Annotated in this window: 19 protein-coding genes and 1 tRNA gene; 11 read left to right on the forward strand and 9 right to left on the reverse strand. The window is 66.1% G+C overall.

Annotated elements, in window-relative coordinates; genetic code table 11:
* Window positions 1-77: 77 nt before the first annotated feature.
* Together purN and purM are read right to left on the reverse strand one after the other, a co-directional pair.
* A complete protein-coding gene (gene purN / locus ACFQ2S_RS17260; RefSeq protein ID WP_386076348.1) occupies window positions 78-671 on the reverse strand; it encodes a phosphoribosylglycinamide formyltransferase in 594 nt (197 codons plus the stop codon).
* The gene (gene purM / locus ACFQ2S_RS17265) at window positions 668-1714 is read right to left on the reverse strand and encodes a phosphoribosylformylglycinamidine cyclo-ligase (protein WP_386076489.1); all 1047 of its coding nucleotides are present in this window, start codon (window positions 1712-1714) and stop codon (window positions 668-670) included. The genes purN and purM overlap by 4 nt, the downstream gene beginning before the upstream one ends.
* A gap of 131 nt (window positions 1715-1845) precedes the next feature.
* On the opposite strand from purM, the gene ACFQ2S_RS17270 reads away from it, so the two are divergent.
* The 3 genes from ACFQ2S_RS17270 to ACFQ2S_RS17280 all read left to right on the forward strand — a co-directional run bounded on the left by ACFQ2S_RS17270 (window position 1846) and on the right by ACFQ2S_RS17280 (window position 9866).
* Window positions 1846-1922, forward strand: a tRNA-Ile gene (locus tag ACFQ2S_RS17270).
* Window positions 1923-2124: 202 nt separating this feature from the next.
* Window positions 2125-7110 carry a 2-oxoacid:acceptor oxidoreductase family protein gene (locus ACFQ2S_RS17275; RefSeq protein WP_386076350.1) on the forward strand — a complete coding sequence of 1662 codons (4986 nt, stop codon included), beginning with the start codon at window positions 2125-2127 and terminating at the stop codon, window positions 7108-7110.
* Window positions 7107-9866, forward strand: a complete 2760-nt coding sequence (locus ACFQ2S_RS17280) for a sulfide/dihydroorotate dehydrogenase-like FAD/NAD-binding protein (protein ID WP_386076352.1) — start codon at window positions 7107-7109, stop codon at window positions 9864-9866. The genes ACFQ2S_RS17275 and ACFQ2S_RS17280 overlap by 4 nt, the downstream gene beginning before the upstream one ends.
* A gap of 45 nt (window positions 9867-9911) precedes the next feature.
* On the opposite strand, the gene trhA is transcribed toward ACFQ2S_RS17280, so the two are convergent.
* Window positions 9912-10583 carry a PAQR family membrane homeostasis protein TrhA gene (gene trhA / locus ACFQ2S_RS17285; protein WP_386076354.1) on the reverse strand — a complete coding sequence of 224 codons (672 nt, stop codon included), beginning with the start codon at window positions 10581-10583 and terminating at the stop codon, window positions 9912-9914.
* Between the two features lie 240 nt (window positions 10584-10823).
* Here trhA and ACFQ2S_RS17290 point away from each other — a divergent pair, with 240 nt between their 5' ends.
* On the forward strand, window positions 10824-11039 hold the full coding sequence (locus ACFQ2S_RS17290; protein ID WP_386076356.1) for a putative quinol monooxygenase: 216 nt from the start codon (window positions 10824-10826) through the stop codon (window positions 11037-11039).
* Window positions 11040-11091: 52 nt separating this feature from the next.
* Complete coding sequence (nfsB, locus tag ACFQ2S_RS17295) at window positions 11092-11760, forward strand: oxygen-insensitive NAD(P)H nitroreductase (RefSeq protein ID WP_386076358.1); 669 nt, start codon at window positions 11092-11094, stop codon at window positions 11758-11760.
* A gap of 57 nt (window positions 11761-11817) precedes the next feature.
* Here the strand turns inward: nfsB and ACFQ2S_RS17300 are convergent, their stop codons facing one another.
* A complete protein-coding gene (locus ACFQ2S_RS17300; protein WP_386076360.1) occupies window positions 11818-12840 on the reverse strand; it encodes a LacI family DNA-binding transcriptional regulator in 1023 nt (340 codons plus the stop codon).
* Between the two features lie 306 nt (window positions 12841-13146).
* On the opposite strand from ACFQ2S_RS17300, the gene ACFQ2S_RS17305 reads away from it, so the two are divergent.
* From ACFQ2S_RS17305 to ACFQ2S_RS17330, 6 genes are all read left to right on the forward strand, one after another.
* Window positions 13147-14415, forward strand: coding sequence for an ABC transporter substrate-binding protein (locus tag ACFQ2S_RS17305; RefSeq protein ID WP_386076362.1), 1269 nt, complete (start codon window positions 13147-13149; stop codon window positions 14413-14415).
* Between the two features lie 96 nt (window positions 14416-14511).
* Window positions 14512-15357, forward strand: a complete 846-nt coding sequence (locus ACFQ2S_RS17310; protein ID WP_386076364.1) for a carbohydrate ABC transporter permease — start codon at window positions 14512-14514, stop codon at window positions 15355-15357.
* Entirely contained in the window at window positions 15354-16196 is an 843-nt protein-coding gene (locus ACFQ2S_RS17315; protein WP_386076366.1) for a carbohydrate ABC transporter permease, read from the forward strand. Before ACFQ2S_RS17310 ends, ACFQ2S_RS17315 begins: the two co-directional genes overlap by 4 nt.
* Window positions 16197-16227: 31 nt before the next feature.
* Window positions 16228-17271 carry an ABC transporter ATP-binding protein gene (locus tag ACFQ2S_RS17320; protein WP_386076367.1) on the forward strand — a complete coding sequence of 348 codons (1044 nt, stop codon included), beginning with the start codon at window positions 16228-16230 and terminating at the stop codon, window positions 17269-17271.
* 9 nt (window positions 17272-17280) lie between these two features.
* Window positions 17281-18558 carry an amylo-alpha-1,6-glucosidase gene (locus ACFQ2S_RS17325; protein WP_386076369.1) on the forward strand — a complete coding sequence of 426 codons (1278 nt, stop codon included), beginning with the start codon at window positions 17281-17283 and terminating at the stop codon, window positions 18556-18558.
* 201 nt (window positions 18559-18759) lie between these two features.
* Window positions 18760-19455, forward strand: a complete 696-nt coding sequence (locus ACFQ2S_RS17330) for a GntR family transcriptional regulator (protein ID WP_386076370.1) — start codon at window positions 18760-18762, stop codon at window positions 19453-19455.
* Window positions 19456-19557: 102 nt separating this feature from the next.
* Here ACFQ2S_RS17330 and ACFQ2S_RS17335 read toward each other — a convergent pair whose 3' ends face one another.
* From ACFQ2S_RS17335 to ACFQ2S_RS17355, 5 genes are read right to left on the reverse strand one after another with little or no spacing between them, the layout of a single operon-like run.
* Window positions 19558-20457: an amidohydrolase family protein gene (locus ACFQ2S_RS17335; protein ID WP_386076373.1), complete on the reverse strand. Its 900-nt coding sequence runs from the start codon at window positions 20455-20457 to the stop codon at window positions 19558-19560.
* Between the two features lie 38 nt (window positions 20458-20495).
* A complete protein-coding gene (locus ACFQ2S_RS17340) occupies window positions 20496-21371 on the reverse strand; it encodes a dioxygenase family protein (RefSeq protein ID WP_386076375.1) in 876 nt (291 codons plus the stop codon).
* An 11-nt stretch (window positions 21372-21382) separates the two neighbouring features.
* Window positions 21383-22681 carry a TRAP transporter large permease gene (locus ACFQ2S_RS17345; RefSeq protein WP_386076491.1) on the reverse strand — a complete coding sequence of 433 codons (1299 nt, stop codon included), beginning with the start codon at window positions 22679-22681 and terminating at the stop codon, window positions 21383-21385.
* 5 nt (window positions 22682-22686) lie between these two features.
* Window positions 22687-23253: a TRAP transporter small permease subunit gene (locus tag ACFQ2S_RS17350; protein WP_386076377.1), complete on the reverse strand. Its 567-nt coding sequence runs from the start codon at window positions 23251-23253 to the stop codon at window positions 22687-22689.
* 25 nt (window positions 23254-23278) lie between these two features.
* The gene (locus ACFQ2S_RS17355) at window positions 23279-24364 is read right to left on the reverse strand and encodes a C4-dicarboxylate TRAP transporter substrate-binding protein (protein ID WP_386076379.1); all 1086 of its coding nucleotides are present in this window, start codon (window positions 24362-24364) and stop codon (window positions 23279-23281) included.
* Between the last annotated feature and the right edge of the window lie 8 nt (window positions 24365-24372).

Raw genomic sequence — 24372 nt, forward strand, 5'->3', positions numbered from 1 at the left:
TTGTTTCGGGCCCGGAAAGGCGCTTCTTGATCCGCTCAAGCCCTCTTAGCCGCTATAACCGCGGAAGAAAAGCGCCCTCAGGGCAGCCAGACAGGCCGCCGGTCTCCCGCTGCGAAACGCCGCAGAACCGTCGGATAGAGCTTGTGTTCCATCTCGAGCACCCGAGCGGCGAGGATCTCGGGCGTGTCGCCGGGCTTCACCGGCACCCTCGCCTGACCGAGGATCGGGCCGTCGTCGAGCTCGGGCGTGACCTCGTGCACCGTGCAGCCATGCTCGGCATCGCCGGCTTCCAGCACGCGGGCATGGGTGTGCAGGCCGCGGTATTTCGGCAGCAGCGAGGGGTGGATGTTGATCATCCGGCCCGACCACGGGGTGACGAAACCGGCGGTCAGCACCCGCATGAAGCCCGCAAGGCAGATCATGTCCGCGTCGTGGGCTGCGATCAGCGCCTGCAGTTCCGCCTCGAAAGCAGCGCGGTCCTTGCCGAAGGGGCGGTGATCGACCGCGCCCGTGGCGACGCCGCGCGCCGCCGCGCGCGCCAAACCCGGCGCCTCGGGGTCGTTCGACGCCACGAGGCAGGGCGTGGCCGGGTGGCCGGCCTCCGCCATGCTGTCGAGCAGCGCCAGCATGTTGGAGCCGCCGCCCGAGATCAGGATGGCGACACGCTTCACGCCAGCGTCCCGCGGTAGCTCACACCCTCGCCCGAGACGACGCTGCCGAGCCGGTGGACCCGCTCGCCCTGCCCCTCCAGCAGCGACGCAAGCGCCTCGGCGCGCTCCGCCTCGACGACCACGACCATCCCGATGCCGGCGTTGAAGGTCTTGAGCAGTTCCGGCGTTGCCAGCCCGCCCGCCTGGCTCAGCCAGGCAAAGACCGGCGGCAGCTTCCAGGCACCAAGGTCGATCTCGGCGCCCAGCCCCTCGGGCAGCACCCGCGGCAGGTTCTCGGTCAGCCCGCCGCCGGTGATGTGGGCCAGACCGTGCACACCGCCAGCGCGGATCGCGGCGAGCGCAGACTTGACGTAGATCCGGGTCGGCGCCAAAAGAGCCGCGCCGAGCGGGCCCTCGGCGAAGGGCGCCTGATCGTTCCAGCCGAGCCCCTGCAGCTCGACCACCTTGCGCACCAGCGAATAGCCGTTGGAATGCACGCCGTCCGAGGCCAGGCCGAGCAGCACGTCGCCCTCGCCCACATCCGCCGGCAGCGCCGCGCCGCGTTCCATTGCGCCCACCGCGAAGCCCGCGAGGTCGAAATCCTTCGCCTCGTACATGCCCGGCATCTCGGCCGTCTCGCCGCCGATCAGCGCGCAGCCGGCCTGGCGGCAGCCATCGGCGATTCCCTCGACGACCTGCGCCGCGCGCTCCACGTCGAGCGCCCCGCAGGCGAAGTAGTCGAGGAAGAACAGCGGCTCGGCGCCCTGGCAGACCAGATCGTTGACGCACATCGCCACGAGGTCGATACCGACTCCTTCGACGACGCCAGTGTCGATCGCGATCCGCAGCTTGGTGCCGACGCCATCGGTGGCCGCCACGAGGACAGGATCGTCATAGCCGGCCGCCCGCAGGTCGAAGAGCCCGCCGAAGCCGCCCAGCCCGGCCATCACACCCGCTCGGTCGGTCGACTTCGCCGCCGGCTTGATCCGCTCGACAAGCGCGTTGCCAGCGTCGATATCGACGCCCGCCGCAGCATAGGTCAGTCCGTTCTTGCCTGCACTCACCGGCATGCCCTTTCCCGATTGGCCAATCCTGGCGCGGGTTAGCAAGCGCGGCCGTCCGAGTCCATGCCGCCCGTGCCGGACGCATCATATGGCTTGACCCGGATTTCCAACATGCTAGGCAGTCGTCGCGTGGGCCTGTAGCTCAATTGGTTAGAGCAGAGCGCTCATAACGCTTTGGTTGCGGGTTCAAGTCCTGCCGGGCCTACCACGACAATCGGGTCGCGCCAACAGTGGCAGACCCGAAACCATCCACCTCCAAATTCCTTGCTGACAAGGGTCTCGGCCCGTAGGATCGATGGTGCGACACTGCGCCCCGCCTTCGTGGCGACATGCCACATGTGCGCTTTAGCTGCATTATTGGTGGCCATGAAATCGATTACATGACCACCAGCTCACATTTGGTGGAAGAAATGAAAGACACCGCACAGACCCCGCCGGAGTTTCCGGGCGTATCGACAGTCATTCATGGCAACGGCGCAATCGCCCAGGTAATGGGCCAGGTTTGTGGAGGGGTGATCGGATATCCGATCACCCCTTCGACTGAGATAGCCGAGCTTTACGAGGCGTTCCGCGCCGGTGGCGGGATGAACATCTGGGGGCGGCACCCGTTCTTCTTCGAGCCCGAAGGCGAGCATTCGGCGCAATCGGGCGCGCTCGGCGCGGCGCTTACCGGCGGGCAGTACATCTCCAACGCCTCCTCGAGCCAGGGCATCCTCTACGGGATCGAGTCGCATTACGTGACCGTCGGCAAGAAGGTCGGCGGGTTCGTGCTCCAGGTCGCCGCGCGCTCGGTCTCGCGCCATTCGCTCAACGTGATGGCCGGCCATGACGACGTTTATGCGCTGCTGCCCTCCGGCTACACGATCCTGTTCGGCTCCAACCCGCAGGAGGCCGCCGACCTCGCCGCGATCTCCTACAAGGTCAGCGCGATGTCGATGATCCCTGTCGCCAACGCGATGGACGGTTTTGTCACCAGCCACATGATGAGCGAGGTGATGATGCCCGAGGACGCGCTGCTGGAGCGGTTCCTCGGCGATCCGACCGACCGTATCCCCTGCCCGACCGTGGCACAGGAAATGCTCTATGGCGCCAAGGGCCGCGTCTTCCACCTCAAGCGTTACCTCGGCCGCCACAGCAGCGACATGGAGCAGGCCGACTACGCAGCGCTTATCGACTTTCTCGACGCCAATGCCGACGCCGTGGAGGGCGATGGCTCCGGCGAGATGGTCGCCCAGACGCTCGACCGACTGCCGCAGGAACTGCACGCCCAGTGGCGGCGGCAATGGGTCAACGCTCATGCCAAGGGCACCCGGCAGCGGGTCCCGGCCCAGGTGGACGTGCACAACCCCGGCCTTACCGGCGGCGTGCAGAACCAGCCGGACTTCCAGGCCGGCGCGGTCGACCACCGCACCCACTTCGTGCGCGAGGTGCCGCGTTTCGTCCGCGAGGCGATGGAGGAATACTCGGCCCTGACCGGGCGCGACTACGCCCCCGTCATGACCTATGAGTGCGACGACGCGGAGACCGTCCTCGTCGGCCTCGGCTCCGTCACCGACGACGCCGAGGCGGTCGCCGCCCACCTGCGCCGCCAGGGCCGCAAGGTCGGCGTTATCTCTATCAAGATGCTCCAGCCTTTCCCCGAGGCCGAGCTGGTGGCGGCCCTTGCCGGCAAGAAGGCGGTCACGGTGCTGGAACGCTCCGACGTCACCGCGCTGACGAGCCTCGCAAACCAGGCGCTGATCAAGGCGGTCGAGAATGCCGATGGCGAGCGCTACCCGGGCATCCCGGCACTCAGCAAGCTGCCGCGGCTGACCACGGCAATCTTCGGGCTCGGCGCGCACGACCTGCAGCCGCGCCACCTGATCGCGGCCTTCGACAACATGGACGAGGCCAACGCGCCCTTCGTCTATCTAGGCAGCCAGTTCTTCGCCAAGGACCCGAGCCCGCAGCTCGCCGAGCTGCAGGACAGGCTGCGCGCGGCCTATCCCGAAACCGAGCTGATGGCGCTGGAGACCAAGCCCAACCCGCAGCTCCTGCCCGAGGGCGCGCTGCGCATCCGCTTCCACTCCGTCGGCGGCTACGGCACCATCGCCACCGGCAAGCTGCTGACCGACATCCTGGCCAATGCGCTCAGGCTGCATTCCAAGGCGGCGCCCAAGTACGGCTCCGAGAAGTCCGGCGCACCGACCAACTACTACATCACCCTCAGCCCCGAGCCGGTGAAGATCACCAATGCCGATCTCGAGGATGTCGAGGTCGTGGTTTCGCCCGACCACCGGGTGTTCCAGCACTCCAACCCGCTGCGCGGGCTGATCGAGGGCGGCACCTTCATTCTGCAGTCGAGCCTCTCGCCGCTTGAGGTCTGGAAGGACCTTCCGGCCGCGATGCGCGCCTACATTGTCCGCCGCAAGATCCGTTTCTTCGTGCTGGACGGTTTTGCCATCGCCCGCAAGCACGCCCCCTCGGCCGAGCTCGAGACGCGCATGATGGGCATCGCTTTCATCGGTGCGGTCTGCGGCAACGTGGAACGCATCACTCAGGGCGCCGACCGCGAGGCCGTGCTGGACAAGATCCGCAGCCAGATCGCCAAGAAGTTCGGCGCCAAGGGCCAGGCCATCGTCGATGGCAACATGGCGGTGATACGAGACGGGCTGGAGGCGACGGTGGCGCTCGACTACACCGCGCCCGAATTCGCCGCGGTGACCGAGTCGGCAGACGCCGAGCCGGCCTTCGCGCCGGCGATCTCGGCCTCGATGTGCCGCATCCAGCAGGACGCCTCGCCGACCGGCCTCTTCGACCACGCGTATTTCGAGGAAACGGTCGCGCGGCCCTTCCGCGAAGGCACCATCGGCGAGGCGCCGGTGCTGCCGGGGACCGGCATGTTCATGCCGTCCGGCACCGCCGCCGCGCGCGACAAGGGCATGTTCCGCCGCGAGGTGCCAGTGTTCGACGCCAGCCTCTGCACCGGCTGTCTCGAATGCTCCATGGTCTGCCCGGACGCCGCGATCCCGGCCACGGTGATCGACATCGGCGACATGCTGGGCACCGCGCTCAAGGAGATCGACGTACCCTCCGGCCAGCGCGAGATCCTGCGTGGCCTGCTGCCCGGCATCGGCGCCGCCGTCCGCGCGGCCTATGCCGAGAGCAAGGAGACCAAGGCCTTCGGGATTCTGGTGGCCGAGGCCGTGCAATCGTTCGACGTGGAGAGCCCTGTCGTCCGCAACAACCTGGAGAAACTGGCACAGGCGGCTTCCGCCCTGCCCGTCTCCCGCACCCGGCCTTTCTTCGACGCGATGGAGAAGGAACGCGCCGGCTCCGGCGGGCTTTTCACCGTGGTCGTGGACCCGTGGAAATGCTCCGGCTGCCTCGAATGCATCGAGGTCTGCGGCCCCGGCGCGCTGACCAAGGCCGAACAAGACCAGCCGCTTCTCGAAAAGCTGCAGTCCGAGTTCGAGTTCCTGTCCAAGACGCCGAACACGCCGTCGCGCTTCTTCGACTCCGCCTTCGAGCCCGAAGGCGACATCAAGCGCATCATGCTCGACCGCGACACCTACTATTCGACCACCGGCGGCCACGGCGCCTGCCGCGGTTGTGGCGAGGTGACCGCGATCCGGCAGGTCGTCTCGGCCGGTCACGCGCTGCATGACCGCCGCCGCAAGGGTCATACACGTGAACTCGAACAGCTGATCGACGCGCTGCGCGCCAAGCTGGACGAGGTGGCAGAGGATGCCGCCCGCAGCGCCCGCATCGGCTCCGTGATCGACGTGCTCGAAAAGCGGCTGTTCCTGATGGAGGGCGGGCCGACCGGCAACGGGCCGGCCGCGATGGTGGTGGCCAACGCCACCGGCTGCAGCTCGGTCTATGCCTCGACCTTCCCCTACAACCCCTACAACGATCCCTGGGTGAACAGCCTGTTCCAGGACGGGCCCGCGCTCAGCAAGGGGATTTTCGAGGGGCTGACGGCGACCGCGGCGGTCGATTTCAAGGCGCTGCGCATCGCCAAGCTGGAACTGGCCGACGCCTACGACCCGGCGACCGACGACGCCTATTTCCGCAACTTCGGCTGGAGCGACTTCAGCCCGGAGGAACGGGCGATCCTGCCCACGGTGCTCAACATCTCGGGCGATGGCGCGGCCTATGACATCGGCTTCGGCGCGCTGTCGCGGCTGCTGGCATCGAACACGCCGGTCAAGGTGATGGTGCTCAACTCGGGCGTCTATTCCAACACCGGTGGCCAGACCTCCACCGCCAGCCTCTCCGGGCAGGACAGCGACCTGAGCCGCTTCGGCCCGGCGCTGGCCGGCAAGCAGGAGGACCGCAAGGAACTCGGCCTGATCGCCGCCTTCCACCCCGGCGTCTTCGTGGTGCAGAGCACGACCTCGATGCCCGGCCACTTCCTGAAGAACCTGATCGCCTACCTGGAGCACAGCTCCTCGCCGGCGGTGCTCGACATCTACGCCCCCTGCCAGGCCGAACACGGCATCGCCGACTCCGCGGCCAGCCAGCGGGCGCGCCTCGCGGTCGAGGCCCGGGTCAGCCCGGTCTTCGTCCACGACCCCGATGCCGGCGCCTCGCTCGAGGAACGGTTCTCGCTCGACGGCAACCCGGCGATGGATCGCGACTGGGCGATGACGACGCTGGAATACGTGGAGGACGGTGCGCTCAAGCTGATGGACGTGCCGCTCACCCCGGCCAACTTCGCCTTCGAGGAAACCCGTTTCAAGAAGCAGTTCCGCCCGCTGCCGGAAGGTGCCGATGCGGTGCCGGTCGAGGAGTTCATCGACCTCGCACCCGCCAGGCGCGAGGGCAAGCTGCCCTTCGTCTACGCCACCGACGCCCGGAAGCGGCTGGTGCGGCTGGAAGTGGGCACGACGGTCGTGCACCTCGTCGAGGAGCGGCGCCGCAACTGGCGGACCCTGCAGCACCTTGCCGGGCTCGACGTGGAACGGCTCGACGCCGACCACCATTCCGAGATCGCCGTTCTGCAACAGCGCTACGAGCAAGCCGTTGCGGCGCAGGAAGAGACGATGGACAGCATCGCGCGCGGCATGAGCGAGCTTGCCGCCGCTTCCGGCGCGCCCGCCGCGATTGGTGCAGGCGGCGCGCTGGCGCCTGTCGCGGGCGCTGCCGCCCCGGCGGCCGCCCCACCGGCGGCGTCTGGTGGATCGGAGATCCCGCATATCCACGAAGAGGACGTGCCGCTCTGCTCGGACTGCAAGACCTGCTACCAGGAGATCCCCGAGCTCTTCGCGAAGATCAAGATCGTTGTCGACGGGCAGGCAAAGGAGGTGGCGCACACCATCCCCGGCGCGCTCGAGAAGGTCGAGATGACCGACCAGCTTCGGGCACGGATCGCCAAGGTCGCGGCCAATTGCGACTCGGAGATCATCCGATGAACGCGCCCATCATCGAACCGGGCGACGAGCTGTTCCAGCAGCAGCTCGAAGTCCTCAAGAAGCACCTCGCCGCCGACCCGCGCTCGCTGCGCAACGTCTTCATCGCCGACGGCACCCAGGCCATCGCCTGGGAGTTCCGCCAGGAGGAAATCGGCGAGAAGTTCATCGGCGTCCTTTGGAACCTGCTGCTGCGCGGCGACCAGATGAGCACGCTGCTGCAGCGGTTCATCTGGGACCTGCCGCTCAAGTACAAGCGGCGGTTCATCAAGGCGCTCGATACCCACCTTTCCGGGCGCTACCCGATGTTCAAGGGGCTCTCGGAGGGCTGGCCGGCGGAGAGCTACATCCCGCCCTACGTGCGTGCACCCGAAGAGCGCAGCCACGATTTCGACCTCGTCAACCAAGGCTACCTCGGATATCGCAGCCTCGGCTACAGCCTGCGCGAGGTGGACCTGATCGTCTGGCTGGAAGCTCTGCGCGACAAGCAATGCGAGGACCGGCCCTGCGAACTGGGCGTGCTCAAGGAGAAGATCCGCGAGAAAGAGGCGAAAACGCTCGGCGGCTGCCCGGTCAAGATTCACATCCCCGAGATGCTGGACCTGATCGGCAACGGCAAGATCCGGCAGGCGCTGGAACTGATCGAGAGCTGCAACCCGCTGCCCAACGTCACCGGCCGCGTCTGCCCGCAGGAACATCAATGCCAAGGCGTCTGCAAGCACACCAAGCGGCCCATCGAGATCGGCCAGATCGAGTGGTATCTGCCCGAGCATGAAAAACTGGCGGACCCGGACCGGCTGAAGCGGCTCGCGGGCCACGTCAGCCCCTGGGCCGTCGCCGCAAAGCCGCCGATCGCCGTCGTGGGCTCTGGTCCTTCGGGCCTGATCAACGCCTACCTGCTGGCAGCCGAGGGATTCCCGGTCACCGTTTTCGAGGCGTTCCACGAGTTGGGCGGCGTGCTGCGCTACGGCATCCCCGAATTCCGTCTGCCCAACTCGCTGATCGACGACGTGGTGGCCAAGATCGACGCGCTAGGTGGGCGCTTCGTGAGGAACTTTGTGGTCGGCAAGTCGGCCACGCTCGACGACCTCAAGGCCGCCGGGTTCTGGAAGATCTTCGTGGGCTCCGGCGCCGGCCTTCCGACCTTCATGAACGTGCCGGGCGAACACCTGCTCGGCGTGATGTCGGCCAACGAGTTCCTGACCCGCGTCAACCTGATGCGCGGGCGCGATCCGTCCTTCGAGACGCCGCTGCCGGACGTCGAGGGCAAGAACGTGCTAATCGTCGGCGGTGGCAACACAGCGATGGACGCCGCGCGCACCGCGAAGCGCCTCGGCGGCAAGGTCACCATCGTCTATCGGCGCACCAAGGCCGAGATGCCGGCGCGGGTGGAGGAGCTTCACCACGCTTTGGAAGAAGGGATCGAGGTCGCCGAGTTGCGGGGCCCGCGCGAATTCGTGGGCGACAGCCACACCCATTTCGTGACCCACGCCCTGGTGGACGTCAACGAGCTAGGCGAGCCCGACGCCTCCGGCCGTCGCCGCCCGGTGCCAACCGGCGAGACCATCGAGATGCCCGCCGACCTCGTGATCATGGCGCTCGGAAACAAGTCCAACCCGATCATCCCCGACTCCGAGCCCGGCCTGAAACTCAGCAAGTGGGGCACCATCGAGGTCGAAGGCGGCAGCCAGGAGACCTCGATCAAGGATGTCTACACCGGCGGCGACGCGGCGCGCGGCGGTTCCACCGCGATCCTCGCGGCCGGCGACGGCCAGGCGGCCGCGCGCGAGATCGTGGGCGACATCCCCTTCTCGGCCGACGAGATCAAGGAGATGGTCGGCAAGGCCGCCCATTACACCGATCTCGGGCAGGAGGATCAGCGGATCGTCCGGCACGAGGATCTGGCAGACGGGATCGTCGAGATGACGGTGCGTGCGCCGGTCGTCGCCAAGGCAGCGAAGGCCGGGCAGTTCGTCCGCGTGCTGGCGAGCCAGGACGGCGAGCTGATCCCGCTGACGTTGGCCGACTGGGACGTCGAGGCGGGCACCATCGACCTGGTGATCCAGGGGATGGGCACCTCGACCCGGCTGATGAACCGCATGGCGGTTGGCGATGCCTTTGCCGGGATCGCCGGCCCGCTGGGGCGGCCGAGCGCCGTGCACCGCTACGGGCCCGACGAGACGGTCGTCTTTGCCGCCGGCGGCGTTGGCCTGCCCGCGATCTACCCGATCGCCAAGGCGCATCTGCTGGCCGGCAACAACGTGACCATGATCATCGGTTTCCGCTCCGCCGGGCACCTGTTCTGGACTGGCGAGGAAGAGCGGATGGGACAGCTCAAGGCCCGGTTCGGTGACAAGCTGGACGTGATCTACACGTCCAACGACGGCACCTTCGGGATCAAGGGCTTCGTCACCACGCCTCTGGAGGAGATGCTCAAGGCCGGCTCAATCACGAACGGGCGCAAGATCGCCGAGGTGATCTCGGTCGGCCCACCGATGATGATGCGCGCGGTGAGCGACCTGACGCAGCCCTATAGCGTGCCGACGGTGGTCAGCCTCAACTCGATCATGGTCGATGCGACCGGCATGTGCGGCGCCTGCATGGTGCCGGTGATCGAGGACGGCAAGCAAATCCGTCGCCATGCCTGTATCGACGGGCCTGAATTCGACGCGCATACAGTCGAATGGGACAAGTTCCTGCCCCGCTTCGGCCAGTTCAAGGCGCAGGAAGTGCGCAGCCTCGAGGCGCACGGACTCTGACGCGACAACCGGCGCCTGCGGGATCCGCGGGCGCCGCATTCGCACTCAGGAGGCAGCCAGCGCCGCCTTTGCGAAAACCTGTGTGGCGACCGCAGCGAAGAAAAGGATGCTGCCGGTGAGAACGAAGACGTGCCAGATCGTGTTGTGGAACAACATCCGGTCGCGCAGGTGGAAGACCACGCCAAGCGTATAAGTGATGCCCCCCGCGGCCATCAGGGCCACGACCGGGCCCGGGAGCGCCTCCAGCATCGGACGCCCTGCAAAAACCGCCGCCCAGCCCATGCCGAGATAGAGCACCAGCGAGAGCCAGCGAAACCGCCCCGGCGCGAGAAACTTGAGCGCAGAGCCGAAGGTCGCCGTGCCCCAGAGGCCGGCCATAAGCCCCACCGGCTGGCTCCCGGACAACATGAGAAACGGTGTGTAGGTGCCTGCGATCTTGACGTAAATTCCCGTATGGTCGAGCCGCCTAAGCAGCCCCGTCCAGCGCGCGCTGTCGATCATGTTGTAGAGAGCCGAGCAGGTCAGCATGACGATCAGCGCCGCGCCGTAAATGCTGACTCCGACGATCGCCGAGCGGCCGAGTTCCAGCAGGACCGTCGCACCGATCAGGATCGGCACCACGATCACCGCGAAACCGATGCCAACGACATGGACAACACCGTCGCTGATGCGTTCGGCGCGGCTGTAAGCCGGGCGGATGGTTGAGGCTCGTAGCATTCATAAAAGCCTACGGATGCAGCGGCCACCTGGCAATGCCGCAGGCGGTCTGCAGGGACGACCTCACGGGATTGGGATTGGCCCGCACGGCGGCGGCGCGGGTTACCCTTCTCGGCCATAGGCGTAAATGCCGCTCCTGCAGCATTATACCGGTTTTCCGGATTGTCTTTACCGATCGCGCCCGTTTTTCCCGGCCGGAAGGGAAGTTATGTCGGCTCCACTACCAATCAGGAGCCGCAGATGCCCACCCTGACCATCGTCGCACAGATCCACGCCAGTTCCGACCAGATCGAGTTCGTGAAGTCGGACCTGTTCAAGCTGATCCCCGTCGCCCGCGCCGAGGCACGTTGTGTCACCTACGATCTGCATCAAGACACCGAGGACCTGCGCCGTCTCTCGCCGCCAGCATGGCAGCAACGGAGGGCGCGATCTCCGAATTCACCTTCAGCGGCGTGACCCGGATCGGCTGACCCCGACGGGAATGCAAGACACAAGGAAGACAGGACAGATGACCATCCACATCACCGATTTCGCCCGCAAGCGCTATACCGCCAAGGCCTATGCGCCGGACCGCCGGATCTCCGACGATGACATGAAACAGGTGCGCGAACTGCTGCGCTTCTCCCCCTCCTCTACGAACCTGCAGCCATGGCACTTCGTCATCGCCTCCACGCCCGAGGGCAAGGAGCGGGTCGCGCGGTCGGCAGCGGAGAAATACCCGTTCAACCTGCCCGCGATCCGCAACGCCTCGCATGTCGTTGTTTTCGCGAGCCGTATCGAGGCCGACGAGGACTACCTTCTGCGCGTCCTGGCCCAGGAAGAGGCCGACGGCCGGTTTTCCGGCAACCCCGATGAGTTCAAGCCCGCGATGCACAAGGGCCGCTCGATGTTCGTCGACATCCACCAGAAGCAACTCGACGACGGTGCCGAATGGATGGCGCGTCAGGTCTACATCAACCTCGGCCAGTTTCTGCTCGGCGTCGCGGCGCTCGGCATCGACGCGACCCCGATGGAGGGTGTCGACACCGACGTGCTCGACGCGGAATTCGGTTTGAAGGGAATGGGTTACCAGAGCCTCTTTGTGGTGCCCATCGGCTATTCCGACCCGGAAGGCGACTACAACGGCACCCTGCCCAAGTCCCGCCTGACCTATGAAGACATCCTCACCGAGGTCTGACGCCCACTCTTCGGGATGCGCGGGCGACTGCGCATCCTTTCCGGGCCTGAGCCCGTTTCAGCCGCCGGGCTGCTTCGCCACCGGCGCGCCGACGGTGTCCCGGACGATCAGTTCAGCCGAGATCTCCGAGACGGTCGGTGGCGTGGTCGGATCCTTGATTCGCTGCAACAGAACTCGCGCCAGCACACGGCCGAGCTTCTTCGGCGAGACCGCCATCGTCGTCAGCGCCGGCGTGGCGACGGCCGCATCCTCGATATCGTCGAAACCGATCACCGATACCTCGTGCCCGGGCCGCAGCCCTTCGCGCGCCAGTCCTAGACAGGCGCCGAGCGCCACCATGTCGCCGTTGCAAACGACCGCGGTGATTGCGGGATGCGCGCGCAGCAGCTCCGAAATGGCCTCCCGCGCGGCCTTTTTCGTGTCTGCCGAGGGCCAGACGATCACCGGCCCGAGCCCACGTTCTTCCATCGTCCGCTTGTAGCCTGCGATCCGCTCCTGGCGGACATAGGTCATATCGGTGCCCCCTAGGTAGGCGATATGACGGTGCCCGAGATCGGCGAGGTAGCCCGTTGCGATGGCCGTGGCCTCGGCGTTGCGGATGCCGACATGGTCGAGTTCCCGGCTCGCCGGGCGCAGGAACGTCACGGTCGGGACGGCATGGGCGGTGAGCAGATCGAGCGTCCGCTCCGGCGTCGCCAGCGCCGGCACCCAGAGCAACCCGCCACGGCGGTTCCGGATGAAGGCTTCCAGTTGCCGGCCCTGACGCTCGGCATCGTCGCGGGTGTCGAGGATGGACACGAGATACCCCTCCTCTTCCAGCAGATCGACGGCCCCGCTGACGACCTCCGCGTTGAAAGGGTTGGCGAACTGGTTGATGACGAAGCCGATCTCCCGGCTCTGGCCGGAGCGCATGGCCGCGGCGCGGGCATCTGGCACGTAGTGGAGCTTCTTAGCGGCTTCGAGAACCTTCTTGCGGGTCTTGTCCGAGATCCGCCCGGTGCCGCGCATCACCTGGCTCACGGTCGGGATCGAGACCCCCGCCTCCCTGGCCACGGTTTCGAGGGTCGGCTTGTTCGCCATGATGCAGCAGCCCAGATATATCGTTTCATCGGAAAATTTACTTCTCAGGCCACTTTCTGGCAAGTCTGCTCATCGCCTGCCTCATTTCAGCATTCATTCTGCGGCGCAGCGACGAATAAAATCGTTGACCGAAGATATAACGTTGTAGCATTGTCGGCGCATCCGAGGGGAGAGTCGACCCCGCCCATGTGCATCACCCCACCTCGCGGGGCGACGCCACGGCGCTGGCCGAAAAGAGATCCCCGTCAGGAGATCGGCAGCCGGAAGGAGGTCCGGCGGTCGCACAATGGAATTCGGGAGGAATACATGACCCTGAGACTCAATCTTGCAGGCGCCGTCTCCGGACTGGCCATTCTCTGCACCGGCGTCGCGGCCCAGGCCGAGGTGCTGTTCTGGTCGACCCAGGCGCGTCCGGTCGAGGAAGCGCAGGCAATGCGCGAGAACGTGCTCGCCGGTTTCGCCGACGGCGTGGATTACCAGCCCAACGAGGAAGGCCCCTGGCTGACCCGCCTTCAGGCCGAGATCCAGGCCGGTTCCGGTTCGATCGGCGTTCTGGGCGCGCTCGAAGGCAATTTCGCGGCGATCGATCCCGAGACCCTTGTCGACCTCGACGATCTCGGCGTGAAGTCGACCAGCTACACCTACAACTCGCTGGCCATGCTCGGCACCGACAGCATGCAGTTCCTGCCCTGGATGCAGGCCAGCTACATCATGGCCGCCAACAAGGAAGCGTTGCAGTATCTGCCCGAGGGCGCCGATATCGACGCGCTGACCTATGACCAGCTGATCGAATGGGCCGCCAACGTGCACGAGGGCGTCGGCCAGCCCAAATTCGGTTTCCCGGCCGGCCCCAAGGGGCTGAAGCACCGGTTCTTCCAGGGCTATCTCTATCCGTCCTTCACCGACGGCGTGGTCCGCACCTTCGCCTCGCCCGAGGCGGTGACGGCCTGGCAGAAGTTCCTGGAACTCTGGGAGCACACCAACCCGGCCTCGACCAACTTTTCCTTCATGCAGGAGCAGTTGCTGTCGGGAGACGCCTGGATCGTGTTCGACCACACCTCGCGCCTTGCCCAGGCCTTCAATGACCGGCCCGACGATTTCGTGGCATTCCCGGCCCCCGCCGGCCCGACCGGCCGCGGCTTCATGCCGGTGCTGGCTGGCATCGCCATTCCGTCCACCGCGCCGGACATGGACGCCGCCAAGGAGCTGGTCAAATACCTGATGCAGCCCGAGACCCAGATCGCGACGCTGCGGGCCACCAACTTCTTCCCGGTGGTCGAGGCAGACCTGCCCGACGACATGCCGCCCTCGGTCAAGGCCGCCGGCGCCGCCGTCGCCAAGATGAGCGCCTCGCCCGATGCCAACCCGGGCATGCTGCCCTCCGGCCTCGGCGAAAAGAGCGGCGACTTCAGCCGGATCTACGTCGACACCTTCGAGCGCATCGTGCTGGCCGGCCAGCCGATCGAACAGGTCCTCGAGGACCAGAAGAAGCAGCTGATGGCGATCATGGAAGAAACCGGCGCGCCCTGCTGGGCCCCGGATGCGCCCTCCGACGGCGCCTGCCCGGTCGAGTAACCACCGGCCCTTCTCCTCTCCGGACGGCCCCGCGCCGTCCGGATCCCACCGAAAAATCCATCCGGCGCCTCGCGGCGTCAGAAAAGGAGCAGTTCGATGTCGCCTCGGATTCTGCCCTATCTGCTGATATTGCCAGTCACTCTCTTTCTCTGCCTGTTCTTCCTCTACCCGTTCGTGCTCGTCGCCCAGCAGGCTTTCACGAACGGGGTCGGCTTCACCCTCGACAATTTCCGCGACGTTGTGGGCTACTGGAAGTTCCCGATTTCGTTGCAGAACACCCTTCTGCTGGCCGCGGCCGTGGTGCCCGTACAGCTCGCCCTGGCGCTGCTCATGGCGACCATGGTCAGCCGGATGGAGCGGGGCCGCGACCTAGTGCTCTATGTCTGGACCATCCCGCTTGGGATCTCCGACCTCGCCGCCGGCATCATCTGGCTCGCGATCTTCGAGCAGTCGGGCTTCCTGAACTCGATGATGACCGGGCTCGGGATCGTCGACCAGCCGGTGAACCTGCTCTCCTACCAGAACCCCGGCATGGTCTTCCTCGCCATCGCCCTGGCCGAGATCTGGCGGGCAACGGCCATCATGCTGGTCATCATCGTGGCCGGCATCGGCCTGATCCCCAAGGAATATTACGAGGCTGCCGAGGTCTTTGGAGCCTCGCCCTGGCAGCGCTTCCTGCGCATCACCCTGCCGCTGCTGCGGCCCTCGCTGCAGACTGCGCTGATCCTGCGTGTGGTGCTCGCCTTCGAGGTCTTCGCCGTGGTGGCCGCCCTCGGCGGAACGCTGTTCCCGGTCCTCATGGGTGAGATCTATGCCTACCAGTTCGACCTGCAGAACGGCCGCGCCGCCGCCGCACTTGCGCTGATCGTGCTGGGCATCTCGATCGCCTTCACCCTCGTCATCCTGCGTGTCCTGCGCGTGCCGAAAGGAGCCACGATATGACCGCAACCGATACGCTTCCCGAAGCGGCTGCCGCGCCGCGCAAGGCCGGCCGGTTCGTCTACGCCGCTTCTGTCGCGCTGCTCTGCGCCTGGGTGATCGTCCCGCTCTACCTGCTGCTGATCAACACGCTCTCCTCGCCGGAGACGGTCAACAGCTTCCCGAAGTCCTTCATCCCCGAGTTCGACCTCGGCAGCCTGCAGTTCTTTGCCGGGTTCGATGGGATGCTGGTCGCGCTCAAGAACTCCGTCGTCGTCGCCGCGATGACGATGGTGCTCTCGATCACGATCGGCGCGCCGGCGGGCTATGCGCTGTCGCGGTTCGACTTCCGGGGCAAGGAGCTGTTCCGGCTGCTGATCCTGCTCACCCGGGCGTTTCCGCTGCCGCTTCTGGCGCTGCCGCTGGCGGTGCTGTTCATCCGCACCGGGCTCGACGATACGGCCTTCGGGCTGGCGCTGGTGCATACCACGCTGGCGATCCCCTTCGCGGTGCTGATCACCTTCTCGCTGTTCTCCGGCATCCCGGTGGAGCTGGAAGAAGCCGCCTGGACGCTCGGCTGCACGCGCTTCACGGCCTTCACCAAGGTCGTGCTGCCGCTGATCCTGCCTGGTATCACCGCCTCGGCGATCTTCGCCTTCGTGATCTCGTGGAACGAGGTCTTCGCCGCGGCAGTGCTCACCATCGAGAACCGCACGCTCACCGCCTTCTTGCTGCAGACGCTCGGCGAGGCGCCGCTGCACCTGAAGTTTGCGGGTGGCTTCATCCTCGTCGTGCCGGCGCTGATCTTCATCTTCGCCGTGCGCAAATACCTCTTCGCCATGTGGGGCATCGCGAACCGCTGAGCGGGACGCGACCGGACAAGGAACCTGAGATATGGCTGAAATCCAGATCAAGAACGTCGCCAAGAAGTTCGGCGCCTACCAGGCGCTTTCCGACATCAACCTCACGATCCACGACCAGGAGTTCATGGTGCTGCTCGGGGCCTCGGGCTGCGGCAAGACCACGCTTCTGCGGATCATCGCGGGCCTCGAGACCGCCACCACCGGAGAGGTGTGGATCGGCGGCAAGCGGGTGGACCATCTCGCGCCCAAGGATCGCGGCATCGCGATGGTGTTCCAGAACTACGCCGTGTTTCCGCACCTGACTGTCTTCGAGAACATCGGTTTCGGTCTGCGGATGCAGAAGCTGCCCAACGATGTGGTCAAGGAGCGGGTCGAACGCACAGCCACGCTCATGCACATCGAGCAGCTTCTCAAACGCTACTCGGGCGAGCTCTCGGGCGGCCAGCGCCAGCGGGTCGCCGTGGCCCGCGCCCTCGCGATGGAGCCCGACGTGATCCTGATGGACGAGCCGCTGTCAAACCTCGACGCGCTGCTGCGGCTCGAGATGCGGGCCGAGCTCAAGGGCGTGCTGGCCGAGAGCAAGACCACCGCGATCTACGTCACCCACGACCAGGTGGAAGCGATGAGCCTCGCAGACCGCATCAGCGTCATGCACCAGGGCAAGATCATTCAGGCCGCCTCGCCCATCGAGGTCTACCGCAACCCGGCCGCCGAGTTCGTCGCGGGCTTCATCGGAAACCCGCCGATGAACTTCCTGACCGCGACACCGGCGGGCGATGGCAAGTGGACCGTCGCGGGACAGGTGATCGACGGGCCGAGGCTGGGCGCCAGTCAGCTCCAGTTCGCGATCCGCCCCGAGGACCTCGGTCCGGCAGAGACCGGCCTGCCCGCCACCGCCAAGGTCGTCGAGCCGCTCGGCGCGCATCTGCTCGTCACCTGCGAGGTCGACGGGCATTCCTTCCGCGCCGTGCTCGACAGCGACCTGACCGTGAAACCCGGCGATCGCCTGACCCTTGCCCCCCAAGCGGATCGGATCCGCTGGTTCGACCCTGAAACCACGCTCGCCGTCGCCTGAGAAAGCACCATGAGACAGAAACTGATCGACCAGGCGGAGCAGGTGCTCCGCCGCAATGACCGTGGCAGCTACACGGTTCCAACCCACGGCCTCTACCCGTTCCAGTGGAACTGGGACAGCGCCCTGAGCGCCCTCGGCTTCAAGCATTTCGACGAGGCCCGCGCCTGGACCGAGGTCGACACGCTCTTCGCCCACCAGTGGGACGACGGGATGGTGCCGCACATCATCTTCCACGAGCGCGACGAGGGCTATTTCCCCGGCCCCGACGTCTGGGGCACGGGCCGGCCGGTGCCGACCTCCGGCATCACGCAACCGCCCGTGGCAGGCTTCGCCATCCGCCGCATGGTCGACGAGGCCCGCGACGTGGACCTCGCCCTGTCTCGCGCCCGCGACCTGCTGCCGAAGGCGCATGCCTGGCATGAATGGTTCTATCGCACCCGCGATCCGCAGGGCACCGGGCTCGTCGCCATCATCCACCCTTGGGAATCCGGGCGCGACAATTCCATCGACTGGGACGCCGCGCTCGACCGGGTCTCGACCGAGGGCGTGCAGCCGTTCCAGCGCCGCGACATCACCCATGCCAACCCCGATCACCGACCGACCCACGCGCAATACGAGCGCTACATCAAGCTGGTCCAGACCTTCCGGGAACTCGACTGGGACACCAGCAAGCTGCACGACGGCTCGCCGTTCCAGGTGGTGGACCCCGGGTTCAACGCGATCCTGATCCGCTCCTGCGAGGATCTGGCCGACCTCGCCGAACGGCTGGATCATCCCGAGATCGCCGCCGCCTCCCGCGCGATGGCGCAGCGCGGCGTCGCGGCGCTGGAGAGCCTCTGGAGCGACGACCTCGGCCAGTATCTCTGCTACGACCGCAAGATCGGCGCGCCGATCCTGAGCCCGTCCGTCGGCGGCCTGATCCCGGCCTTCGCCGCCATCCCCGAGCACCGCGCCGCCGGCATCGCCCGGCGCATCGAGGAACTGGGGAAATCCTGCGAATACCTGATCCCAAGCCACGACCCCACGGCCCCGGATTACGACGGGCGCCGCTACTGGCGCGGGCCGGCCTGGCTGATCGTCAACTACATGATCGCCGACGGTCTCACCCGCGCCGGCCAGCCGGAGATCGTCGACCGGATCATGGAGGACAGCCTGCGCCTGATCGAGCGCAGCGGCTTCGCCGAGTATTACGACCCGATCACCGCGGAACCCTGCGGCGGGGCGCATTTCACCTGGACAGCCGCAATGGTCCTCGAGATCCTCGACCAGGTAAGGGAAGCCGCCTGACAGGCGTCACGGCTTCGCATCCGCGGAACCACGACATCGACAAAATAGTAAAATTTGGTAAGTTGTCGAATTTGTGACAGATGCGGGTCGGCCGGTTTCTCTGGAACCGGCCGATATTTCATCTAACGCTCCATCATTCTGCCCTTAATCCTTCCGTATCGAGCATTTGCCCCGGCACAAAAAAACGATATTATCCTATCCATGGAGAATGGAGCATCAAGAACGCCCGCCGAGGCGGCATCACAGGAATCCTCGGCGACGCATCGCGCCTATCTGGCGTTGCGCCGCATGATCGTCGTCGGCGAGTTGCAGCCCGGGCAAAAGCTGAAGATCGACCGCTTGCGCTCGGTTCTGGACACGGGCGCCTCTCCGGTTCGGGAGGCGTTGAGCCTTTTGACATCGGATCTCCTGGTGGAGCGCCTGGACCAGCGCGGTTTTCGGGCGGCGGAAACGAGCCACGAGAACTTCGTGGAGATCCTGACCCTTCGCTGCGAGCTGGAGGAGATGGCCTTGCGCCAGAGCATCGCCCACGCCGACGAGCAATGGGAGGACGCGCTGGTGCTCGCGCATCACAAGATGGTCCGCCAGGGGCGGAGCGATCTGGAGGCCTTCGAGGCGCGGCACAAGGATTTCCACATGGCGCTGCTGTCGAACTGCCGCTCCCCAATCCTGATGAAATTCTGCAGCCAGCTCTACGATCTGAACATCCGCTACCGGTATCTTGCCGGCAAGGCGCTGGACTACCAGAAGCGCGACGTCTCGGCCGAGCATCAGGCGATCCTCGACGCGGCGGTAGACCGGGACGCCGATCTCGCGGCGGAGCGGCTGCTGAGCCATTACCGTCAGACCGGGGCCTTCCTGAACGGTCTGTTCAGCAAGCAGGCCTCCGGGGACTGAGCGCAGCTCCACCTCTTGTGCCTGGGCCGCAGGCCCGCGCCGCGGATGCGGCGCGACCGCTGCACGGGCTGTGCCCGGTAGCAAGCCCCCCTGCCCGCGCGCTCAACGGGTGCCGATCTGCTCCATCGAGATCTCGCGGCCGAAGATGCGCTCAGCGTTGCGATAGGCGATCTTCTCGGCCACCTCGCGCGGCAGCTTCGACAGCCAGGCGCGGTTGGAGGCGATGATCGCCTCGTAATTGTCCCACTGGCCGTTGACCCAGGTGTCGCTGCCGACCATCAGCCTGTCCTGGAAGGTCAACAGTATGCGTTCCCATTGCGGGTCCAGCCGGTCGCCGCTGCCGAGGATGGCTCGCTCGCGCAGCGAGGTGTCGGCCAGCAAGGTCGGATGATCCGCCATCAGCGCGAAGACCGCGTCGGCCCGTTCGCCGAGCCCGGCATGGGCCCAGATAATCCGGACCTCGGGGTCGAGGCTGTAGAGCCAGCGCACGGGCTCGGCGCCGGAATGGACGTGGAGCGGGATGTCGCGCGCCTTCGCCATCGCGATCACCGCGCGGAAGAGCGCTTCGTCGGAGGTGTCGAGCCGGTGGATGTGAAACTCGCCGATTCCCTCGTGCGGGTAGCGTTCGAGCCGCGCGCGGAGATAGTCCTCCATCCCCTCCGCCTTGGTCCAGTTGGAGGAGCCGGCGTCGCCGTGATAGGGGCGCAACTCCGGCACGATGCGGTTGGGCGCGTGTTCCCAGAGCATGATCGTGCCTTCGTCGGGGGTCGAGGAGACCAGCGCCATCGCCACTCCGGAGCGGTCCATCAGCTCTATGACGCTCTCCACCGGATAGGCGTCCCAGGCCGGCTCCTTGTAATGGACATGGGCGTCGAAGATCGGTAAGTCGGAGACCGCCTCTCCGATCGGCGGCTCGCCCGCGCCGCCCGCGGGCTGCGCCGACGCGCAGGCGGCGGCGAGTATGAGCGGCAGGGCCAGCCCTGCCAGGGAGCGGGAGCGCATGGGTGTCGTCCTTCCGTGCGGGTGTCCTTCGATCCCTGTCAGGCTTCGTGCAGAGGGGCAAGGACCAGGTCGAAATCGACCCGGGAATAGCTGCCCTCGACCTTGCCGGAGAGCGCGAAGCCCTCGGGGAAGGAGCCGGCGGGCTGCGGGACATAGGTCATGACAAGGTCGTCGCGGACACCGAACACGGTGTCCTGGTCGAGATAGGGATCGTCGTCGGGGAAGACCTCGGTGACGAGCTGCCGGTGGCCCGGCGCGGAAACGATGTAATGCAGGTGCGAGGGCCGCCAGGGGTGGCGGCCGGCGGCGCGCAGGATTTCGCCCACCGGCCCGTCGTCGGGCACGGTGTAGCTGACTGGCCGCACGGTGGTGAAGGCATAGCGGCCCTCCCAGTCGCAGGTCATGAGCCCGTGGAAGGAATGGATGTCCTGGTCGGGGTCCTGGCTCGAATACATGCCGTTGGGCGCGGTCTGCCAGATGTCGATCATGGCGCGGGGGATCGGCTTGCCGCTGGTGTCGCGCACCGTTCCCTCGACCAGCAGCACCTCGCCCTCGAAGTCCCGCTTCATGTCGCCGCCGATCTCCAGAGCCGGCGGGTTGGAGACGTGGAACGGTCCGAGCACCGAGGAGGAGGTCGCCTCGGGCGTCGAGTGCATCATGTCGACCAGCGAACTGAGGCCGAGCACGTCCGACAGCAGCACGAACTCGTTGCGCTCCGGTGTGGTGATCCGGCCGGCCCATTCGAGGAACTCCAGCCCCTTGCGCCACTCGTCGTGGCTGAGGTTCACCTCACGGGCGAAGTCGTGGATGTGGCGCGCCAGCGCGATCAGCACTTGCCGGGTGCGCGGATCGGTGTCCTCGCCGAAATAGGCGGCGAAGACCTCGGTGATGTTGTCCTTGGTGACGTTGCGCATGGGACTGCCTTCTAGTTCAGGATGGCGAGGCTGAGCGAGGGGAAGCGGATCAGCAGGATCAGGACGACCAGCATCACCACGGCAAATGGAAATGCCCCGACGAAAACGTCCTTGAGAGAGATCCGTTCGTCGTTCAGCGTGGCCTTGATGACGAAACAGGAGATGCCGAGGGGCGGTGTCAGCAGGCCGATCTCGGCCCCCACGACGGTGACGATGCCGAACCACACGAGGCTCAGCCCCATCGGTTCGATCAGCGGCAGGAACAGCGGCACCACGATCAGAATGATCGAGGAGGTGTCCAGCAGCGTGCCGAGGAAGATCATCAGCACGACATAGAAGAACATCACCCAGAAGAAGCTGAACTGTGCCGCCTCCAGGTAATCGCCGAGCGCGTTGGGCACACCGGCCAGCCCCAGCATCCGGCTGTAGATCGAGGCGGCGGTGATCAGGAACAGGATCGCCGCGGTAATGTGTCCGGTCTCCAGCAACGCGTGCCAGAAGCCGTGCAGCGTGATCCGGCGCCGGGCCACGGCGATGATCAGCCCAAGGGCCGAGCCTGTGGCGCCGGCCTCCACCGGACTCAGCCAGCCGGTATAGATCCCGCCCAGCACGACCACGATCAGAAGCGTGATCGGCAGCGTCTTGTCGGCGATCTCGCGCCAGCTCAGCCACTCGGTCTCATCGAAGGGACGGCCGCCGATATAGTCCGGCGCGAAGCGGCCCATCACCCAGATCCAGCCGACATAGGCAGCCGCCAGCATCAGCCCCGGCACGATCCCGGCCTGGAACATGTCGCCCACCGATTGCTCGGCCACGAAGGAATAGATGATCAGCATCGCCGAGGGCGGGATGATCATGCCCAGCACGGAGGACCCCGCCACCACCCCTACCGCGAAGCGCGGGTTGTAGTCGTACGAGAGCATCTGCGGCACCGAGACCTTGGAAAAGACCGAGGCCGAGGCGATCGAGGAGCCGGTGACGGCTGCGAAGACCGCGTTGGCGCCGACCGTGGCCATGCCGATCCCGCCCTTCACCTTGCGAAAGCCCGAGTTCATCACCTCGTAGATGTCGCCCCCCAGCCCGGCTCGCGAGACGATCAGCCCCATGAAGGTGAACAGCGGCACCGTGGCGAAGGTGTATTCCATCACGCTGTCGCCCACGGCGATCTTCAGCAGGTTCATCGCCAGGTCGAAATTGTCCCGCATCAGCCAGATCGAGATGAACGACACCACGCCGAGCGCGACGGGGATATAAACCCCGATATAGACCAGCACCACGATCGCTGCGACCGAGGCGAGGCCGATCTCCATGGGACTCACGAGAGATCCTCTTCTTCATGTTCGGGAATGTGCACCAGCTCGAAATTGTCCTCGCGGAGCGCGATCTTCAGCAGCAGGACCAGCGCGCAGAGCACCGCGCTGAGAAAGATCACCAGCTTGATCGGCCACCAGGGTGCTGTGAACACGCCGGGGATGCCGAAATAGTCCCGGGTCTCCAGCATCTCGGTGAATTCCGGCCAGATCGCGATGGCGATCAGCGTCATGAACACCGCCGAGACCGCGTTGATCGCCTGACGGATGATGTTGTGGGTGCGCGGATAGCGGCTGCCCAGCACCGTCAGGAACCCGTCGGAGCGGGTCAGCCGGTTGACCCGGATGACGTCTGGCAGTTGCAGGAAGACGATCAGCACCATCGAGAATTGCACCACCTCGACCGCACCGAGGAAGGGCTTGTTGAAGACGCCGCGCGCGATCACGTCGAAATTGACCACCAGCACCAGCAGCAGCACCACAATGGTGCCAACGGCATTCGCCGAGATGGCGATGCCGCTGGCCAGTCTGGACAGGCCGGTCGCGAGGGTCTTGAAGGTCCCGTTCGTCATGTGAGTGGTTCCGGCCTGTCAGGTATCAGTTGGTCGGCCCGGCCGTCCAGTCACGGACCGGTGCGTAGCCGGCGTCGCGGAGCTTGCCGAGATAGGCATTCAGCATCTCGGTGCCGGGCTCGCCCGCGTCATCGAGTTCCTTGGCCCATTCCGCCGCGATGTTGGGCATTGCCTCGGCCCAGGCCGCCCGGTCCTCGGGGCTCAGCTCGACGATGGTGCCGCCGGCGGCGACGTAGGCGTCCATGCTCTCGCCCGCGCGCTCCATCGCGATGCCGGCCACGTGGTCGCGATAGAGCACCGCCACCTCCTGCAGCACGCCCTTCGCCTCGTCGGGCAGACCGTCCCAGTAATCCTTGTTGACGGTGATCGTCTTGGTGTTCACCGCGCCGAGATCGGCCTTCAGCATGTAGGGCGCCACCTCCGCCATCTTGAAGGTCTGAGCCGCTTCCGGCCAGAGCAGGGCGAAGTCGGTCATGCCGGTCTGGACCATGTTGTAGAAATCGGTCAGACCGCCGCGCACACCCGCCGCATCCGGAATACCTTCGAGGTAGCGCAGGTTCATGCCCGCCCCTGCGACCTTGCCGCCCTCGATATCCTTCAGCGAGGCGATCTCGTTCTTCGAGAACAGCTGGTAGGAGTCCAGCACCACGCCGGTCGCCAGGTAGACCTGGTTCTGTGCCTCGAACTCCTTCTGCATGGTCGGGAATTCCTTGGCGATCTCGTCCACCGCCCGAGCCACCGCCACGGAATCGGCCGCCACGAAGGGCGTCACCGCCGAGATCGCCTGGCTGGGCAGCTTGGAGCTGTGGAAGATCGTGGTGACGACCCCGATATCGCCCAGGCCCAGCTTGATCCCGTCGAGCACGCCGCCCGGCTTGACGATGGAGCCGCCGTAGCTCTCCTGCCATTCCATTTCGTAGTTGCCGGTCTCCGCCAGGCGCTTGTCGACCTCGGGGATGAAGAAGTCGGTGAACTCCTGCACCCACAGCGCCTTGGCCGGGTAGCCGTCGATCACCACCGCGGTGATCTTCTCGGCGGCCAGCGCCGGGGTTGTCAGGGCAGTTGCCGCAAGAAGCCCGAGGGCTGCGGCCTTGGTCCGGATATTGATCATCATGTCCT

This window comes from Tropicimonas aquimaris (genome assembly GCF_042676185.1).
Classification (GTDB): Bacteria; Pseudomonadota; Alphaproteobacteria; order Rhodobacterales; family Rhodobacteraceae; genus Tropicimonas; species Tropicimonas aquimaris.

What these genes read in the sequence shown, in the direction of transcription:
- ACFQ2S_RS17290 (WP_386076356.1), top strand. Translation starts at nt 10,824, where the DNA reads ATGCCCACCCTGACCATCGTCGCACAGATCCACGCCAGTTCCGACCAG.
- ACFQ2S_RS17275 (WP_386076350.1), top strand. Translation starts at nt 2,125, where the DNA reads ATGAAAGACACCGCACAGACCCCGCCGGAGTTTCCGGGCGTATCGACA.
- ACFQ2S_RS17320 (WP_386076367.1), top strand. Translation starts at nt 16,228, where the DNA reads ATGGCTGAAATCCAGATCAAGAACGTCGCCAAGAAGTTCGGCGCCTAC.
- ACFQ2S_RS17355 (WP_386076379.1), bottom strand. Translation starts at nt 24,364, where the DNA reads ATGATCAATATCCGGACCAAGGCCGCAGCCCTCGGGCTTCTTGCGGCA.
- ACFQ2S_RS17345 (WP_386076491.1), bottom strand. Translation starts at nt 22,681, where the DNA reads ATGGAGATCGGCCTCGCCTCGGTCGCAGCGATCGTGGTGCTGGTCTAT.
- ACFQ2S_RS17305 (WP_386076362.1), top strand. Translation starts at nt 13,147, where the DNA reads ATGACCCTGAGACTCAATCTTGCAGGCGCCGTCTCCGGACTGGCCATT.
- ACFQ2S_RS17330 (WP_386076370.1), top strand. Translation starts at nt 18,760, where the DNA reads ATGGAGAATGGAGCATCAAGAACGCCCGCCGAGGCGGCATCACAGGAA.
- ACFQ2S_RS17350 (WP_386076377.1), bottom strand. Translation starts at nt 23,253, where the DNA reads ATGACGAACGGGACCTTCAAGACCCTCGCGACCGGCCTGTCCAGACTG.
- trhA (WP_386076354.1), bottom strand. Translation starts at nt 10,583, where the DNA reads ATGCTACGAGCCTCAACCATCCGCCCGGCTTACAGCCGCGCCGAACGC.
- ACFQ2S_RS17310 (WP_386076364.1), top strand. Translation starts at nt 14,512, where the DNA reads ATGTCGCCTCGGATTCTGCCCTATCTGCTGATATTGCCAGTCACTCTC.
- ACFQ2S_RS17300 (WP_386076360.1), bottom strand. Translation starts at nt 12,840, where the DNA reads ATGGCGAACAAGCCGACCCTCGAAACCGTGGCCAGGGAGGCGGGGGTC.
- ACFQ2S_RS17315 (WP_386076366.1), top strand. Translation starts at nt 15,354, where the DNA reads ATGACCGCAACCGATACGCTTCCCGAAGCGGCTGCCGCGCCGCGCAAG.
- ACFQ2S_RS17340 (WP_386076375.1), bottom strand. Translation starts at nt 21,371, where the DNA reads ATGCGCAACGTCACCAAGGACAACATCACCGAGGTCTTCGCCGCCTAT.
- ACFQ2S_RS17325 (WP_386076369.1), top strand. Translation starts at nt 17,281, where the DNA reads ATGAGACAGAAACTGATCGACCAGGCGGAGCAGGTGCTCCGCCGCAAT.
- nfsB (WP_386076358.1), top strand. Translation starts at nt 11,092, where the DNA reads ATGACCATCCACATCACCGATTTCGCCCGCAAGCGCTATACCGCCAAG.
- ACFQ2S_RS17335 (WP_386076373.1), bottom strand. Translation starts at nt 20,457, where the DNA reads ATGCGCTCCCGCTCCCTGGCAGGGCTGGCCCTGCCGCTCATACTCGCC.
- ACFQ2S_RS17280 (WP_386076352.1), top strand. Translation starts at nt 7,107, where the DNA reads ATGAACGCGCCCATCATCGAACCGGGCGACGAGCTGTTCCAGCAGCAG.